The organism is Variovorax sp. GW821-FHT09B01 (assembly GCF_059418345.1).
Window position 1 is genome coordinate 69,769 of record NZ_JBWKPQ010000026.1, and the last position, 15,086, is coordinate 84,854.

The 15,086-nt window shown below is 63.9% G+C and carries 13 protein-coding genes; 6 read left to right on the top strand and 7 right to left on the bottom strand.

Annotated elements, in window-relative coordinates:
* Positions 1-25: 25 nt before the first annotated feature.
* The gene (locus tag AC07RV_RS39110) at positions 26-1,276 is read right to left on the bottom strand and encodes an NAD(P)/FAD-dependent oxidoreductase (protein ID WP_203208059.1); all 1,251 of its coding nucleotides are present in this window, start codon (positions 1,274-1,276) and stop codon (positions 26-28) included.
* Between the two features lie 128 nt (positions 1,277-1,404).
* Here AC07RV_RS39110 and AC07RV_RS39115 point away from each other — a divergent pair, with 128 nt between their 5' ends.
* Complete coding sequence (locus AC07RV_RS39115) at positions 1,405-2,067, top strand: helix-turn-helix domain-containing protein (protein ID WP_431513453.1); 663 nt, start codon at positions 1,405-1,407, stop codon at positions 2,065-2,067.
* Positions 2,068-2,220: 153 nt separating this feature from the next.
* On the opposite strand, the gene AC07RV_RS39120 is transcribed toward AC07RV_RS39115, so the two are convergent.
* The 6 genes from AC07RV_RS39120 to AC07RV_RS39145 all read right to left on the bottom strand — a co-directional run bounded on the left by AC07RV_RS39120 (position 2,221) and on the right by AC07RV_RS39145 (position 10,139).
* On the bottom strand, positions 2,221-4,011 hold the full coding sequence (locus AC07RV_RS39120) for an acyl-CoA dehydrogenase (RefSeq protein ID WP_431513454.1): 1,791 nt from the start codon (positions 4,009-4,011) through the stop codon (positions 2,221-2,223).
* A gap of 108 nt (positions 4,012-4,119) precedes the next feature.
* Positions 4,120-4,659, bottom strand: a complete 540-nt coding sequence (locus AC07RV_RS39125; RefSeq protein ID WP_203208423.1) for a MarR family winged helix-turn-helix transcriptional regulator — start codon at positions 4,657-4,659, stop codon at positions 4,120-4,122.
* 82 nt (positions 4,660-4,741) lie between these two features.
* Positions 4,742-5,548, bottom strand: coding sequence for an alpha/beta fold hydrolase (locus AC07RV_RS39130; RefSeq protein WP_431513455.1), 807 nt, complete (start codon positions 5,546-5,548; stop codon positions 4,742-4,744).
* Between the two features lie 117 nt (positions 5,549-5,665).
* Positions 5,666-6,904, bottom strand: a complete 1,239-nt coding sequence (locus tag AC07RV_RS39135) for a xanthine dehydrogenase family Fe-S subunit (protein ID WP_444689962.1) — start codon at positions 6,902-6,904, stop codon at positions 5,666-5,668.
* A gap of 5 nt (positions 6,905-6,909) precedes the next feature.
* Entirely contained in the window at positions 6,910-7,761 is an 852-nt protein-coding gene (locus tag AC07RV_RS39140) for an FAD binding domain-containing protein (protein WP_431513456.1), read from the bottom strand.
* Positions 7,758-10,139, bottom strand: a complete 2,382-nt coding sequence (locus AC07RV_RS39145; protein WP_431513457.1) for a xanthine dehydrogenase family protein molybdopterin-binding subunit — start codon at positions 10,137-10,139, stop codon at positions 7,758-7,760. Before AC07RV_RS39145 ends, AC07RV_RS39140 begins: the two co-directional genes overlap by 4 nt.
* A gap of 499 nt (positions 10,140-10,638) precedes the next feature.
* On the opposite strand from AC07RV_RS39145, the gene AC07RV_RS39150 reads away from it, so the two are divergent.
* Genes AC07RV_RS39150 through AC07RV_RS39170 form a run of 5 tightly spaced genes read left to right on the top strand, consistent with a single transcriptional unit; the run spans position 10,639 to position 15,068 of the window.
* Entirely contained in the window at positions 10,639-10,956 is a 318-nt protein-coding gene (locus AC07RV_RS39150; protein WP_431513458.1) for a non-heme iron oxygenase ferredoxin subunit, read from the top strand.
* A complete protein-coding gene (locus AC07RV_RS39155) occupies positions 10,953-12,206 on the top strand; it encodes an NAD(P)/FAD-dependent oxidoreductase (protein WP_431513459.1) in 1,254 nt (417 codons plus the stop codon). Before AC07RV_RS39150 ends, AC07RV_RS39155 begins: the two co-directional genes overlap by 4 nt.
* Before the next feature lie 26 nt (positions 12,207-12,232).
* Positions 12,233-13,543 (top strand): aromatic ring-hydroxylating oxygenase subunit alpha, encoded by a 1,311-nt coding sequence (locus tag AC07RV_RS39160; RefSeq protein ID WP_431513460.1) that lies wholly within the window; start codon positions 12,233-12,235, stop codon positions 13,541-13,543.
* The gene (locus AC07RV_RS39165; RefSeq protein ID WP_431513461.1) at positions 13,540-14,055 is read left to right on the top strand and encodes an aromatic-ring-hydroxylating dioxygenase subunit beta; all 516 of its coding nucleotides are present in this window, start codon (positions 13,540-13,542) and stop codon (positions 14,053-14,055) included. The genes AC07RV_RS39160 and AC07RV_RS39165 overlap by 4 nt, the downstream gene beginning before the upstream one ends.
* Before the next feature lie 17 nt (positions 14,056-14,072).
* A complete protein-coding gene (locus tag AC07RV_RS39170) occupies positions 14,073-15,068 on the top strand; it encodes an amidohydrolase family protein (RefSeq protein WP_431513462.1) in 996 nt (331 codons plus the stop codon).
* Positions 15,069-15,086 lie beyond the last annotated feature (18 nt).

Consider the following 15,086-nt stretch of genomic DNA (forward strand, 5'->3'; position numbering starts at 1 on the left):
CTCTCGAGGACTGGTGAACCGACCGTCAGCGCGCGAAGCGCTGCGGGACGAAGGGCTGGTGGTCGATATAGGTCGCGCCGCCTTCTATCTGCTCAGCCAGAAGTCGCGCAGTGGCGGGCCCTAGCGTCAGTCCCTGGTGCGCATGACCAAAATTGAACCACAGGCCCTGGTGTAGATGGCCTTTGCCAATGACAGGCAACATGTCTGGCGTACATGGGCGGGCGCCCATCCACGGTTGCGACTCCACCGTCTCCCCAAGGTCCAAAAGCTCGCGCACGATGCTGTTCGAACGATGCATCTGCACTGGTGTGGGGGACGCCCCGAGCCGCGCGAACTCGGCGCCTGTGGCCACGCGTAAGCCCTGTGACATGGGCGACAGCATGATGCCGTTCTCGGTGTCGAGCATTGGCTTCGCTAAAGTGGTCTTGATCCGGTAATGAAGGTGATAGCCGCGCTTGACGAACATTGGGAAGCGGTACCCCAAGCGCCGTACCAGCGCGTCCGACCAAGCGCCCATGGCCACGACCACCTGAGCAGAGGTCAACGACGATCCCACGTCCGTCGCACCCACGGCCCATCCGGCGCCATCGCTGCGCAGCGAATTCGCGTCCTCGCGGAGGATGGTCCCGCCGCGACGCTCGAACAGACGGGCGTAGCGCCGCACCAATTCACCGGGGTTGGACACGCTCCATGCGTCCTCCCAGAGGACGGCGCCGGCCATCCTTTGTTTGAGCGCAGGCGCTGCGGCCGCCAATTCTTCGCCGTCCATTACCTGGCAGTTCAATCCGTAGTTCGCGCGTATTCGCTGGACATCGGCAACCGCCTTGGCAAGGCGGTTGACACTGCGAAAGGCTTGGTGCCAGCCTTGCTTGCCGATCAGCGCGTCGGCGCCGGCCGCTGCGATCAGGGGTGCATGTGCCTCAGTGGAGTGGGCAATGAGGCTGCTGTGAGCCGCCACTGCGCGTGCATAGGGACCAGGTCGCGAATGGCGCCAGTAGCGCAGCAGTGGTGCCACCAGGCTTGGCAAGGCTTTGAAGTGATAGTAGATGGCGTTGGAGCGGCCAACCGCCGCGAGCAGCAGCGTGGCGAGGTCTTGCGGAAAACCATAGGGCTCTACCGCCTCTCGCTGGATCAGTCCCGCATTGCCGTACGAAGCTCGGGTGCCGGGCCCATGGGGATCCACCAGCACGACCGCATGGCCGCGTTCCTGCAGGGCAAGGGCGGTGCTGACACCAACGATACCCGCGCCAAGCACCATGAACTCCGATTTGTGCATTGGATATGAACACGTCCCAGCGTGCTTCGATACAGAGAGGGTCGCCCGGCGGCTGCTGGGCGGTGCGCGAATGCTAAGGCTCTTTTTTCATATATGCAAATTTTTATAGCCAGCGATCCGATTTAAACTTGACGCTGCCCAGCCCCCTCGAGCACTACTTGAAACCGCATCTCGAAACGCGTCCATCGGCGGCGCCCACGACGGTCACGCTGGACCGCGTGACATTCGGCAAGCGTCTGCGCTTGGCGCGCCAGCAGTTCGGGTGGACCCTGCAAAAGGTGTCTGATCTGTCTGGCGTCTCCATCCCCACTATCTCGCGCGCTGAACGCGGTCAACTGGCCTTGGGTTACGACAACATCTCGGCGTTGGCGCAGGCGCTGAACATAGACATGGGCACGCTCTTCGCGGAGGACGGCAAACAGCAGGGCCCGCTGGCCGAACCGGTGCTCACGCGTGCAAGCGAAGGCGTGAGCTACAAAGGTCTAAACGTGTCCTACGAGTTTCTGGGTGCCACAGCACTAGGGAAGACTATGCGACCAGTTTTGGCCACCATCCATGCCCGCAGCATCGACGGGCCGGACGATTTCGCTCGACACGATGGCGAAGAATTCGTCTATGCACTGCGCGGAGAGGTCGACGTTCATTTCGAAAACGGTCGTTGCATCCAACTCGCCCGAGGTGATTCGCTCTACTTTGACAGTCGAATCGGGCATACCTATGTCAGTACGGGCCGTCACTTGGCTCGGTTGATCGTGGTCATGACCGAAAACTACCCAGCCATTGAGCGCTGAGCCCGTCTCGCGCCGGCGAACAGCGGCGCCGGCGGCGCAGTGCCATAGCAAAGCGGATGGTGGGGTGGGTGACATGCCACCACAAGCCTCGATACAGCCCCATACAGCGCCGTCTTCATAGACGCTGCCTCGAACGAAGCTGTCTGCAAGTCATCAGTAGGCCTCGAGCGCCAGCGCGTTCACGCTCTCGGCCCCGTCGACGATGCTGTCGCGCAGGCCCGGCGCCTTCGCGAGGATGTGCTCGGCATAGAACCGCGCCGTGGTGATCTTGGCCTGCATGAAGTCGACGTCGACGTTGTGCGAGGCCTGGTCCTGCGCCACGATCAGCGAACGCGCGAGCTGCCAGCCGGCCACCAGGTTGCCCGCGAGCATCAGGTAGGGCACGCTGCCCGCGAACACCGCATTGGGCGAGGCCTTGGTCTGGCCCGCGACGAAATCCACCACCTCGACGAAAGCCTCGCGCGCGGCCTTCAGGCGCTTGAGCACGGCCTTGGCGGCGGCGCTGTCGCTCTTCGCGAGCTCGGCCTCGGTCTTCTCGATCTGCGCGGCGATGGCCTTGGCGGTCTGGCCGCCGTCGCGCGCGGTCTTGCGGCCCACGAGGTCGTTGGCCTGGATCGCGGTCGTGCCTTCGTAGATCGTGAGGATCTTCGCGTCGCGGTAGTACTGCGCCGCGCCGGTCTCTTCGATGAAGCCCATGCCGCCATGAACCTGCACGCCCAGCGAGGTCACCTCGAGGCTCATCTCGGTGCTGTAGCCCTTGACCAGCGGCACCATGAATTCGTAGAAGGCCTGGTTCTGCTTGCGCGCGTCGGCATCGGGATGGTGGTGCGCGGCGTCGTAGGCCGCGGCGGCCACGCTGGCCATCGCGCGGCAGCCTTCGGTGTAGGCACGCATGGTCATCAGCATGCGCTTCACGTCGGGGTGATGGATGATCGCCGCGCTCGCATTGATCGAGCCGTCGACCGGGCGGCTCTGCACGCGCTCCCGGGCATAGGCCACGGCATGCTGGTAGGCGCGCTCGGCGATCGCGATGCCCTGCATGCCCACCGCGTAGCGGGCCGAATTCATCATGATGAACATGTACTCGAGGCCGCGGTTCTCCTGGCCCACGAGATAGCCGACGGCACCGCCGTGGTCGCCGTACTGCAGCACCGCGGTCGGCGAGGCCTTGATGCCCATCTTGTGCTCGATGCTCACGCAGTGCACGTCGTTGCGCGCGCCCGGCGAACCGTCGGCGTTCAGCAGGAACTTCGGCACCACGAACAGGCTGATGCCCTTCACGCCCTCGGGCGCGCCGCTCACGCGCGCGAGCACGAGGTGCACGATGTTCTCGGCCATGTCGTGCTCACCGTAGGTGATGAAGATCTTGGTGCCGAAGACCTTGTAGGTACCGTCGGGCTGCGGCTCGGCGCGGCTGCGCACCAGCGCGAGGTCGCTGCCGGCCTGCGGCTCGGTGAGGTTCATCGTGCCGGTCCACTGGCCGCTCACGAGCTTCTCGAGGTAGGTGGCCTTGAGCTCGTCGGAGCCCGCGGTCAGCAGCGCCTCGATGGCGCCGTCGCTGAGCAGCGGGCACAGCGCGAAGCTCATGTTGGCCGAATTGAGCATCTCGCCGCAGGCCGCGCCGATGGTCTTGGGCAGGCCCTGGCCGCCGAAGTCGGCCGGATGCTGCAGGCCCTGCCAGCCGCCCGACACGTACTGCGCGAAGGCGTCCTTGAAGCCGGCCGTGGTCGTGACCTCGCCGTCCTTGAACGACGAGGGATTGCGGTCGCCCGCGACGTTGAGCGGCGCGATCACGTCCTGGTTGAAGCGCGCGCATTCCTCGAGCACGGCCTGCGCGGTCTCGAGGCCGGCGTCCTCGAAGCCGGGCAGCCTGGCAATCTCGCCGATGTTGGCCAGGTGCTCGATGTCGAACAGCATGTCCTTGAAGGGGGCGGTGTAGCTCATCTCGATCTTGCTTCTTGCAGCAATTCCAAAGTAGTCGGGAAATACGGCTGGGCCCAACAGAAGGCACCGGCCGGGCGGCAGGAGGCCACTCGGTATGAACCTGAAGGACTAGCCTTGCTTGTCCATCTTTTCGTGTGCATCCACGAGTTGGACCAGCAGTTTCATGAAGACAGCGCGATCTTCTGGGGACAGCGGCTGGATCAACAGCTCCTGAGATCGGTGGATGCTTTCCTGTAGGTCGTTGATCAGTTTCAGGCCGTCCTTGGTGATCACCGAAAGCCTCGAGCGCCGGTCGTCGGGGTTGACGCGCGTTTCGACGAGTCCCTTGTCGCCCAGGCGTTTGAGCACTTCCGCCGTCGTCGTCCGGTCCAGGGAAAGCTCCCTGCCGATGGCCTTCTGATCAAGCCAGGGATTCATCGACAGCGCCGTCAACATGCCGACCTGCAGCGGCGTGATGCTTTCTGACTTGCACAGGTCGAAGAAGAGTGCTTGGCCGATCTGGGTCAAGCGACGAATCAGGAAGCCCGGACGCCGCCACATCACTTCGCGCAGCGGATTGAAAGGCTCGGGGCCAGGGGGCTTGGCCGCTTGCACCTCCGTCACGCTGCCTGTGTTCTTCTTTCGGGCCGGAGAACGCTTCGTCATCATCTCGAGATCGCCAATAGTGTCAGCCGACGAGTGTATCGGCTCCTCCCTGTGCGAATAGAATGCCAATCTGCCTCCGGGCCCGCTACAGCAGGTCGACCTTCAGAAACTCGCCCAGCTGGCGATGAAAGTCTGCCTCGTCTTCCCAGGGGATCATGTGGCCGGCGCCAGGCACCGTGCAATGGGACAAGCCAGGCGCGAGTGCTTCAAGCTCTGCCAAGTCTTCCGCAAGTACCACACCACCTCGACCTGCCGTCATGAGAAGTCCGGGCGTCCGCAACTTGGCAAGGTCGGTGTGGATGTCGTCGCTATGAAAACCGGCATGCGCCTGCACGATGGCTTCCTCGCTGCAGGTATGCAGCCACTCAGCTCGCAGTTGCAGCTGTTCGTCCGTCCAGGTCGGCGCATAGGGCCGAAGTTCTTCTGCCGTGACGCCCTTGATGGCCATCCGAATCGATTCCAGATACCAAGGCAGTGGCACGGGATACGGGCGGCGGCCGGGACCGGAGACTGGGGGGTCCACCAGCAGCAGCCTGTCGATACGTCGGGCGTCGCGCGCAGCCGCCCGAATCGCAACGCGCGCGCCCATCGAATGGCCCAGCAGCGTCACGGAAGACCATGCTTGAACCCCCAACAGCTCGAGCACGTCGGTCACCATGGCATCGAGACTCGCGTCCATGCCGGGCGCGCTCGAGGACAAGCCGCGTCCCCGAAAGTCCAGGACATGGACGTCGAAGTGGCGAGCCAGTCGCTCGGCGACGAAGCCCCAGGTGATCGCGGGGCTCGTGATGCCCGGCAGCAGGAGCATGCGCGGGCCCTGCCCACCATAGCGCAGCAGGTGCAGCCGCACCCCGTTCGCACGTACGTGATAGCCATGAAGAAGGGAACTCATTGCGACTCCGAGCTGTTCCATACACAGTCGCTCTCGCTCCCGGCTGGTGTTGAAGATTGCATCGATGAAAAAAACCTGTCCGTTGCGCCGGGCTTGTGAAACCCGGCGTGGCGCGTATCAAGGCCGCGGCGGTTTTCCCAACCAGCCGCGGATGCGGTTCCAGAGCACGCTCCACATCATTGCCGCCATGGACACGGTGGGCTGCGGCTCGTTGGTCGACACCGCCTGCCCGCCCAGTCTGCGGGTGATCTGTTTTCCAAAGTCCGCCACCATGCGGCGCACGAAATCCTTCACAAGGCCAGAGCGGGAAAATTGCGCGAGCGGCCCCTGCAGCGCGTAGATCATGTCCACGTGCACCCGGGTGTTGTCGACCGACAGCGCCTCGAGCCGATAGCTGATGTCGCCCTGGGTACGCGATTTGCTCAAGCTGTCCTGGCCCGCGCCCCGGAGGACGGCACGCTTGGCTGCGTCGTCACGCTCCAGCCGAGCAGCACCCGCGAAAGCCGCCGACATCGGGCCGAACTTGATGGCGATGGTGCCCTTGACTCTTTCGCCCTCATGCGAGTCGATGGTTGCGCCCGGCAGGCATGAAGCCACGGCGGGCAAGTCGCCCATGAATTCCCACACCCGATCGACCGGATACGGCACGTCGAAATGGACGTCAATCGCGTTGCCCTTCGCCTTGGCCTTGGCCATCGCCACCGGATCGACTTCCGCCATATCCGCAGCAGCGCTCGATGCGGACGCGGCCGACTTGCTGCTCGATGGAGCGGAGTTCGAAGTGGACGGGGAGGCCGATCCGACTGGCGCCACCGCGGCGACACGCGTCATCGCGACCGATCGCGGGGCGGTCAATCGTTGCCGCAGTTGCTCGAACTGTGCGTCGGGGCTGGCCCGCTGCTGCTGCAAGACGTCCAGGATGGCGTCCACAATGCCTTGGTAGCCCGTGCAACGGCACAGGTTCCCGGAGAGCTCAAGACGCACGCACGCCTCATCGGCCTCGGGCAGGCGAAGCACGATGTCGCGCGCCGTGGTAAGCATTCCCGGCGTGCAAAAGCCGCACTGCAGTGCGTGGTGGTGCGTGAACGCCTGCCGCAGCCGTCGCATGACCGCGTCATCTTCATAGCCTTCGATGGTGGTGATTTCACGGCCTTCGCAGGCCACGGCGAAGGTGATGCACGAGCGCGTGGGCTGGCCGTCAACGAGCACCGTGCAGGCGCCGCAGACGCCGTGTTCGCAGCCGAGGTGCGTTCCTGTCAGGTGTAGTTCGTCACGCAGGAAGTCGCCAAGGTGCATTCTCGGCTCGGCCTGCCGGCTGAAGCTGCGGCCGTTCACTTGAATGGAAATGGGGTCCAAGTCTCTTACTCCGCTTGTTTTGGGCCGGCAAAGATGCCGGACTGATCGAGTGCGCGCTCCAGGCAGGCCGTGAAGAGTTTCCGGTCGATGGCGTCGCGTTCGGGGAGTGCCGCATGCACGGCCGCGCGCAATGCCTCGCGTCCCGCCACGACCGTGCCCTTGAGCGCGATCTCCGCGGCCAACGTGTGCAGCAGCAGGGGAGGGCCATCGACGGCTCCCAGCACGATCCGGGCACGCTTTCGCGAGGCATCGAAATAGACCGCCGCACTGGCCTCTGCGAACTCGCCCGGCTTGCGGCAGACCTTGTGGTATCCCCAATGCGTGGTTGGGGTCTGCGAGGGCACCGCGACGGAGACGATGAGTTCATCGGGCTCGAGCACGGTCGTGTAGGCGCCGAGCATGAACGCGTCGGCCTCGGCTGTGCGCCCGCCTCGCGGCGATCTGATTGCTACGCGCGCGCCGAGTGCCGCGAGGGTCACGACCCAGTCGGCCGCAGGATCGGCATGCGCCAGACTGCCGCCGACGGTACCTCGAGTGCGGATCGCGCGATAGGCGATTCCGCGCGCGACCTGGCGCATGGGATGTTCAGCCAGCGGCGCGTGCACGCCGTCCTCGATCTCGGCATGGGTGACGGCAGCACCGATCTCGACCCAGTCGGCTTTGCGGGTTACCGCGCGCAAGCCGGGAATGTGTGCGACGTCGACCACCTGTGCGGGCCGCGCCAGCCTCAGGTTGAGCATCGGTCCGAGCGACTGGCTTCCGCTCATTGCCTTTGCGGCGCCGGCGCCGGCGGCCAGCGTCGCGATTGCCTCATCCACCTCGAGGACGCGCGCGTACGCGAATTTCGGCGCCTTCATCGTGCGTGCTCCTGCTCGCGCCTCGCACCTTCGAGTGCCGTGAGCAGGCGGCGTGGTGTCAACGGCGTCATCAGCACCTCGGCGGCACCTGTGCCCCGCAGGGCATCGTTCACGGCATTGAAGATCACGGCCGGCGGTGCGATCGCGCCGCCTTCGCCCACGCCCTTGGCACCGAATTCGGTGTGCGGTGAAGGTGTCTCGAAGTGTTCTATCCGGATGCGCGGCACTTCCGTGGCGCCCGGCAGGATGTAGTCAGCCAAGGTGGAAGCAAGCGGCTGGCCTTGGTCGTCGTACGGGCTCTCCTCGTACATGGCGGTGCCGATGCCCTGCGCGATGCCGCCGATGGTCTGCCCTTCCACGATCATCGGATTGACCATGGTTCCGCAGTCTTCGACGACGACGTAGTCGAGGATCTCGACTTCGCCGGTTTCGGTGTCGACGGCCACCACCACTGCGTGCGTCGCATAGGTGAAGGTGCCGGTATCAACGTTGGGTTTGTACGCCCGCGACACCTCCAGACCACCGAGATGAACGTTGGCAGGCAGATCCTGCGGCGTGAGGTACCACGCGCCACCGACGTCCGACAGCGGGATCGACTTGTCGCCGGCCACGGCGCGACCTTCGATCAATGCGACGGTCGGCGCATCCACCCCCATGAGGTAGCCCGCGATCGACTGGATGCGGGGCAGGAGTTCCTTGCACGCGACCGAGATGGCCCCTCCTGACATGACCGTGGCGCGCGAGGCGTAGGTGCCCGAGGAGAACGGGGTCAGCGCGGTGTCTCCATGCACCACCCGGATTCTGGCCACCGGGATGCCGAGCACGTCGTTGGCGATCTGCGCGAAGCTGGTCTCCATGCCCTGGCCATGCGAGTGCACGCCGACACGCACTTCGAGTCCGCCGTCAGCGGTCATTCTGACGACTGCCTGGTCGAAGCCGGGTACCACTGGCAGCCCCCAGTTGGCGAACACCGTCGTGCCGTGGGCAGACTGCTCGGTATAGGTGGCCGTGCCGAAGCCGATGAGACGGCCGTCCGGCTCACCGCGCGCCTGGCGCTCGCGTACCGCGTCCAGTCCGATCATCTCCACGGCGCGGCGCAGGCTTGCAGGGAAGTCGCCGCTGTCGAAGTGCTTGTTGGCGACGTTGACATAGGGCATGGCAGCGGCCGGCACGAGATTCTCCATCCGCACTTCCCATGGCTCGCGCCCCACTTCACGCGCCACCGCATCCATGAGGAGTTCGATGGCAAAGCAGACACCCGTGCGCGCGACGCCGCGATAGGCCATGAACCCGGGCTTGTTGGTCGCGACGCAGAGGGTCTCGCATCGATAGCCTCGAAAGGTGTAGGGGCCGGGCAGGTTGCCGATCGCCTGCCCTGGTTCCAGGCCGACGAAGAAGGGATAGTAGGAATATGCGCCGCCGTCGATGGTGATGACTGCGTCCAGCGCCAGGAGCTTGCCGGTGCGGTCCGCATAGGCGGTGAGCTGATAGTGATGCTGCCGCGTGTTGGCGCCGACGATCAGGTGCTCGCGTCGATCTTCGAGGTAGCGAAACGGTGTGCGGTACGTCTTGGCGAGCCAGGCAACGCACAGGTCTTCGGGGTAGAGCTGACCCTTGTAGCCGAAGGCGCCCCCGACGTCCGGTGACACGACGCGTACGGCCTCTTCGTTCATCGAGAGGTGCTGGGCGATCCCCACACGCAGCAGATGCGGAACCTGGGTCGCACTGACGACCACGAGTTGATCAGTCTGGAAGTCCCAGTAGGCGAGCACCGACTTGCCCTCCAGCGGGACGATGCACTGACGCGACAGCTCGACCGTGCGGCTGACCTTCACCTCGGCCTTCGCGGCAAGCTCCTCGAAGTCGCGATTGGCCCGCAGCGTGAGAAACACGTTGTCCTTCCATTCGGGATGCATGAACTCTTTCGTGGCGGCGAGGGCGGACTCAGCGCTGTGGTAGACGGGCAGTTCGTCATACGAGACCTCCACCTCCTCCAGCAGGTCTTCCGCCATGGCGCGCGTCGGGGCAACCGCCATCGCGATGGCCTCGCCGACATGGCGAACCTTGCCGGAGGCCAGTGGCGGCAATGCCGAGTACTGGTAGGTGGGCAGCGAAGACGGCGAGCCTATGTCTGCCGCGTCGGACATCATTTCCCGCAGGAACACCTTCCCGGCCAGCGTCTCGGGAATCTCGACGCCGGTGACGACGGCATGGGCCAGTGAGCTCCGCAGGAAGGCAACCTCCTGTAGGCCCGGCAGCACGAAGTCGCCGACGAAGTTGCCCTTGCCCACCAGATGACGCGCGTCTTCCTTGCGCGGCACTCTGGCACCGATGCCTTCGCGCTTTAACAGACGCGCGGGAATGTCTGCGTGGTCCATCAGTTTTCTTCTCCTTCCGATTTCCATGTGCCGAGCTGCACCGGATGTGCAGCGTCTGACACGCGAGATACGAACCAGCCAAATCGATCGCGCCCATGCCTCCCAGCCACGTTCCCCGTAAAGGGACGGCATCGAAGCTTCTTCGCACCCGGTTCAGCGCTTGGACCGAGACGCCGGCTCGCACGCGTAGCACCTCGATCCAAAGTGTTGGTCAGCCCGCTGGCGTTCCGATTAAGTCAGTTAACTGTCATAAGTGTATGCGGCATTGGATCGCGTGGAAAGATGTTTCGTTGAAGCGCGGAAGACAGTGAGGAGATCTTCCATAAATGGTGCATCTTTCCTATGAAAACGCGCCATATCGATGCGAAATCCTAGGTTGTGCAAGTCCATCTTGGGGCGTCGGAATTCCGTAGAAACCCGAACAAAAAACTTGGGACAAATCGCCATTTATGTCAGTACACTGACTACTTTTGATGCTCAAGATCGACAGGATCGAACGATGGAATGGATCAAGGTTGCTTCAGCGCAGGAGCTGAGTAACGACGAAGCGAAGACCGTCAACGTCGCGGGCCAAGGCGTCGCGCTTTTTCGTATCGATGACGAGTTCTTTGCCACGGACGGCATGTGCACGCATGCCACGGCGCTGCTCTCGGAAGGCTATGTGGAGGATGGTTGCGTCGAATGTCCGCTGCACCAGGGCCGCTTCGACATTCGCACAGGCAAGGCGATGTGTGCGCCGGTCACCGTGGATCTGCGCACCCATCCCGTCAAGCGGGTAGGCGACGACATCTATGTGTTGTCGCCCCAGGCCCAATGACGTCGCCAGGTGTTCTCATCGTCGGCGCGGGCCAGGCGGCGGCAGTTGCGGCCCGTGCGTTGCGCGAGGCGGGCTTTCGCGGCGGCATCACGATGGTGGGGCGGGAACGCCACAAGCCGTATGAGCGTCCGCCGTTGTCGAAGGCTGTTCTGGTGGCGGCGGAAGAGCCGCGTCTCGACGTTCTATCGCAGGAGGTCTGGGCACTCGGCGACATCAACTTGCTGAGCGGCAGCGATGCAGTTGACCTGGATGTCTCAAAGCGACAGGTCCGCCTTGCCACAGGCCAGGTGCTCGCATACGAGATGTGCCTTCTTGCTACGGGCGGGGAGCCGAACGCGCTGGCATGGGCTCCAGCTGGTCATCCGCATGTGCACTACATGCGCACCCTCGACGATGCACGCAGGCTGCGCGTTGCCCTTCATGGCAAACCGCAGGTCGCTATTCTGGGAGGCGGTTTCCTCGGCCTCGAAATCGCTCACGCCGCGATGTCCACGGGCGCATCGGTGACCGTGTTTGAGCGAGCGAGGTCCCTGCTTGATCGCTTCCTGCCTCCGGAGGCGTCGATGTGGCTCGAATCCGGGATGCGCGAGGCCGGCACACGGTTGCTGCTCGGAGCCTCCGTTGGCGGCATCCACTCACTGCCCGATGGTCGAATCCGCCTCGCCACGGATACGGGCGAGCTGGAAGTCGATGAGGTCGTCGTCGCCATCGGCCTCTCGCCCAACGATTCGCTAGCCCGCGACGCAGGGCTGGCGACTGCGGCTGGAGGTGGCGTCTTGGTCGACGCGCTGTGCCGCACCAGCGACGAGCGAGTCTTCGCATGCGGCGATTGCACAAGCCAGCAACGGCCCGGACAGGGGGCGCCCATGCGACTGGAATCTTGGCAGAACGCCAACGACCAGGCACGCACCGCCGCAGCCGCCATGCTTGGCCTGTCCATTCCCGTGCCGGCAGTGCCCTGGTTCTGGACCGACCAGGGAAAACACAACATCCAGATGCTTGGATTGCCGGCTCTGGGTCTCGACTACCTGCGCCGAGGCGATCCGGCCTCCGGCAAGGCGCTATGGATCGGCCATCGGGGCGGCGTTCCGCTCCATGGCGTCGCCCTGAATGCGGGCGCCGATCTGCGCGCCATTCGTCCCCTCTTCGAAAAAGGGCTGTCCGTGCAGTTCGACGACTTCCTGCTGGACGCCACCAACCTGCGCGCCTGGGCCAGGCAGATCCAGGCCGGCGCCGCTGCCATCGTTTAACCACCTCTCAGAGTCAAGGAGCTTTCATGTATCAATCGCAGGCGGTCATCGGCATCACCAATGCCAGAAAGAACCCGCCCCTGGAGCAGTGCGTCTGGCCCGCCGACGCGCTCAACAACATCCCCGACTGGGTGTACACCAGCCAGGCCATCTATGACCAGGAGATCGAGCGCATCTTCCGTGGGGACACCTGGAACTTCGTGGCCCTGGAAGCGGAAATTCCAAACCCTGGCGATTACAAGCGCGGTTATGTAGGCGCCACGGCCGTAGTGATCGTTCGCGCGGAAGACAACACGATCTCCGTCTTTGAGAACCGCTGCGCTCACCGCGGCGCCGAATTCTGCCGCTCCAGCCACGGCAACGCCAAGGAGTTCGTCTGCCCCTACCACCAGTGGTCCTACGACCTCAAGGGCAATCTGCAAGGCGTTCCGTTCAAGCGCGGAATCAACAAGATCGGCGGCATGCCACCGGACTTCAAGAACGCGGAGCACGGTACTCGCCAGCTGCGCGTGGCGACGCGCAACGGCGTGGTGTTCGCCACCTACTCCGACAAGACTCCGCCGCTGGAGGAGTACATGACCAAGGAGATCGTCGATGAATTCGACGTTCCGTTTTCGGGCAAGAAGCTCAGGATCCTGGGTTACTGCCGCAACGAGCTTCCGTGCAACTGGAAGATGTATCACGAGAACCTCAAGGATCCCTATCACGCGACGTTGCTGCACTCGTTCCTCGTCGTGTTCGGCCTTCTCGTGCCGGGTATCAAGTCGATCGTCTTCGCAGACAAGGAACATGGCCGTCACGGCTACATGGCATCGTCCAAGCCCGACCAGGTCTATGCCACCGTCGCCGCCGACGACAAGGCGGAGATGCGTTCGTTCAGCGACAACCTTCGGCTGCGCGACGAGCGGTTTTTGGACTATGTGCGCGAGTTCGACTCGCCCTGGTCCGCCAACATGATGACCATGTGGCCGAACCTGATCGTGCAGCGCCAGATGAACACGATGGGTGTGCGCCAGATCATCCCGAACGGCCCCAACAGCATGGTGATGCAGTGGACGATGTTCGGCTACGAAGACGACACGCCGGAGATGACGCGGCACCGCCTCCGCCAAGGCAACCTGATGGGGCCGTCGGGCTTTCTCGGCCTTGAGGACAACGAGGCGTTGAAGTTCGTGCAGGAGGGCATCCGCAATTCGTCCACAGACAACAACGTCGTCAAGCTCGATGCTGGCCACCAGGGCACGGCACGCAACCTGATCTCGGAGTCGTGCATCCGCTCGCTCTACGAGTACTACCGAGGCGTCATGGGCATCCGTGTCGCGGAGATGGCAGCATGAAGGAGCAACTCGCCTACGCCCGCTCTGTAATGTCGCCCCGTCGCGCCGCCGAACTGCGCGCGGAGATCGACTCCTTCCATGTCGAGTACTGCGCCGTCCTCGATGCTAACGATGTCGAGCGCTGGCCCGAGTTCTTCAGCAAGGAAGCGAAGTACCGGATCACCTCGCGTCAGAACGCGCTGCTGAACATGCCCGTTGGCCTCGTCTATTGCGAGGGCCTGGACATGATCACTGATCGCGCGCTCGCCGTGGCGCACTCGCAGATGTTTGCGCCCCGCCACATGCTGCATGTCCTGGGCATCACACGGGTGCTGCAAGAGACGAGCGACACGATCAGCTCGCAGACACCCTTCATCCTGATGCAGACCCTCGTCGAGGGACCTTCCACCGTGCATCTCGCCGGCATCTATCACGACCGTTTTGTGCGCGAAGGCGAACGGCTGCTTATCGCCAGCCGCGAAGTGGTGCACGACACCGAGATTCTTGACACAGCCCTGGCCTACCCGGTCTGAACCCGATGAAGACAATGATGAATCGAACTCCCAAGATCGCGCTCGAGGAGCACTTCTCCGCCCCCGGCTTCGATGCGTACTCCGCCAAGTACACACGCGCATTGCCAGCCGACTTCGTGGCCCGGCTCGACGCCAGGCTGAGCGACTTCGACGACCAGCGCCTGGCCGAGATGGACGCCGGAAACATCGAGTTCGCCGTGCTGTCGCAGACGATGCCCGGCGTGCAGGCCGAGACGGATGTTGCTTCCGCCGTCCGGCGCGCACGCGAGAACAACGAGTTCCTCGCCGAGCGCGTAGCGCGCCATCCGAAACGATTCGGCGCCTTTGCCCACGTGGCATTGCAGGACCCGAACGAGGCTGCGCGAGAGCTGGAGCGCACGGTCGTAGAGCACGGTTTCAAGGGTGCGCTGATCAATGGCCACACCCTGGGCCGCTACTACGAGGGCAGCGAATTCGATGTGTTCTGGGAGCGCGCGCAGGCGCTCGGCGTGCCCATCTACCTGCACCCCAACGCGTTCAGCCAGCCACCGGCGCTGCTGGAAGGCATGCCGGTGCTCCAGGGAGCCGCCTGGGGATGGGGCGTGGAAACGGCGGGGCATGCCTTGCGCCTGCTGTTCGGCGGGGTGTTCGACCGCTTCCCGCGATTGAATCTGCTGCTGGGTCACATGGGCGAGGCCCTGCCGTATCAACGCTGGCGCATCGACAGCCGCTTCGCTGCTTATCCCTCGGGCATCAAGTTGGCACGTAAGCCCAGCGAGTACATCGGCAGCAACATCCTGATCACGACGTCCGGCGTGTGCTCCGCGCCAGCACTGCTTGGCGCTATCGGCGAGCTCGGTGCGCAAGCCGTGCTCTTCTCCGTGGACTATCCCTACGAGTCCACCGCCGAGGCCTGCACCTTCATCGAAGGGGCGCCGCTCGATGAGCGAACTCGTGCGCTGGTCTGCTACGGCAATGCCCGCCGGCTCTTCAAGCTGGGCAGCCCGCAGGATCTGGCGCTCCTACAGATCTGACACTTTCAAACAAAGGAA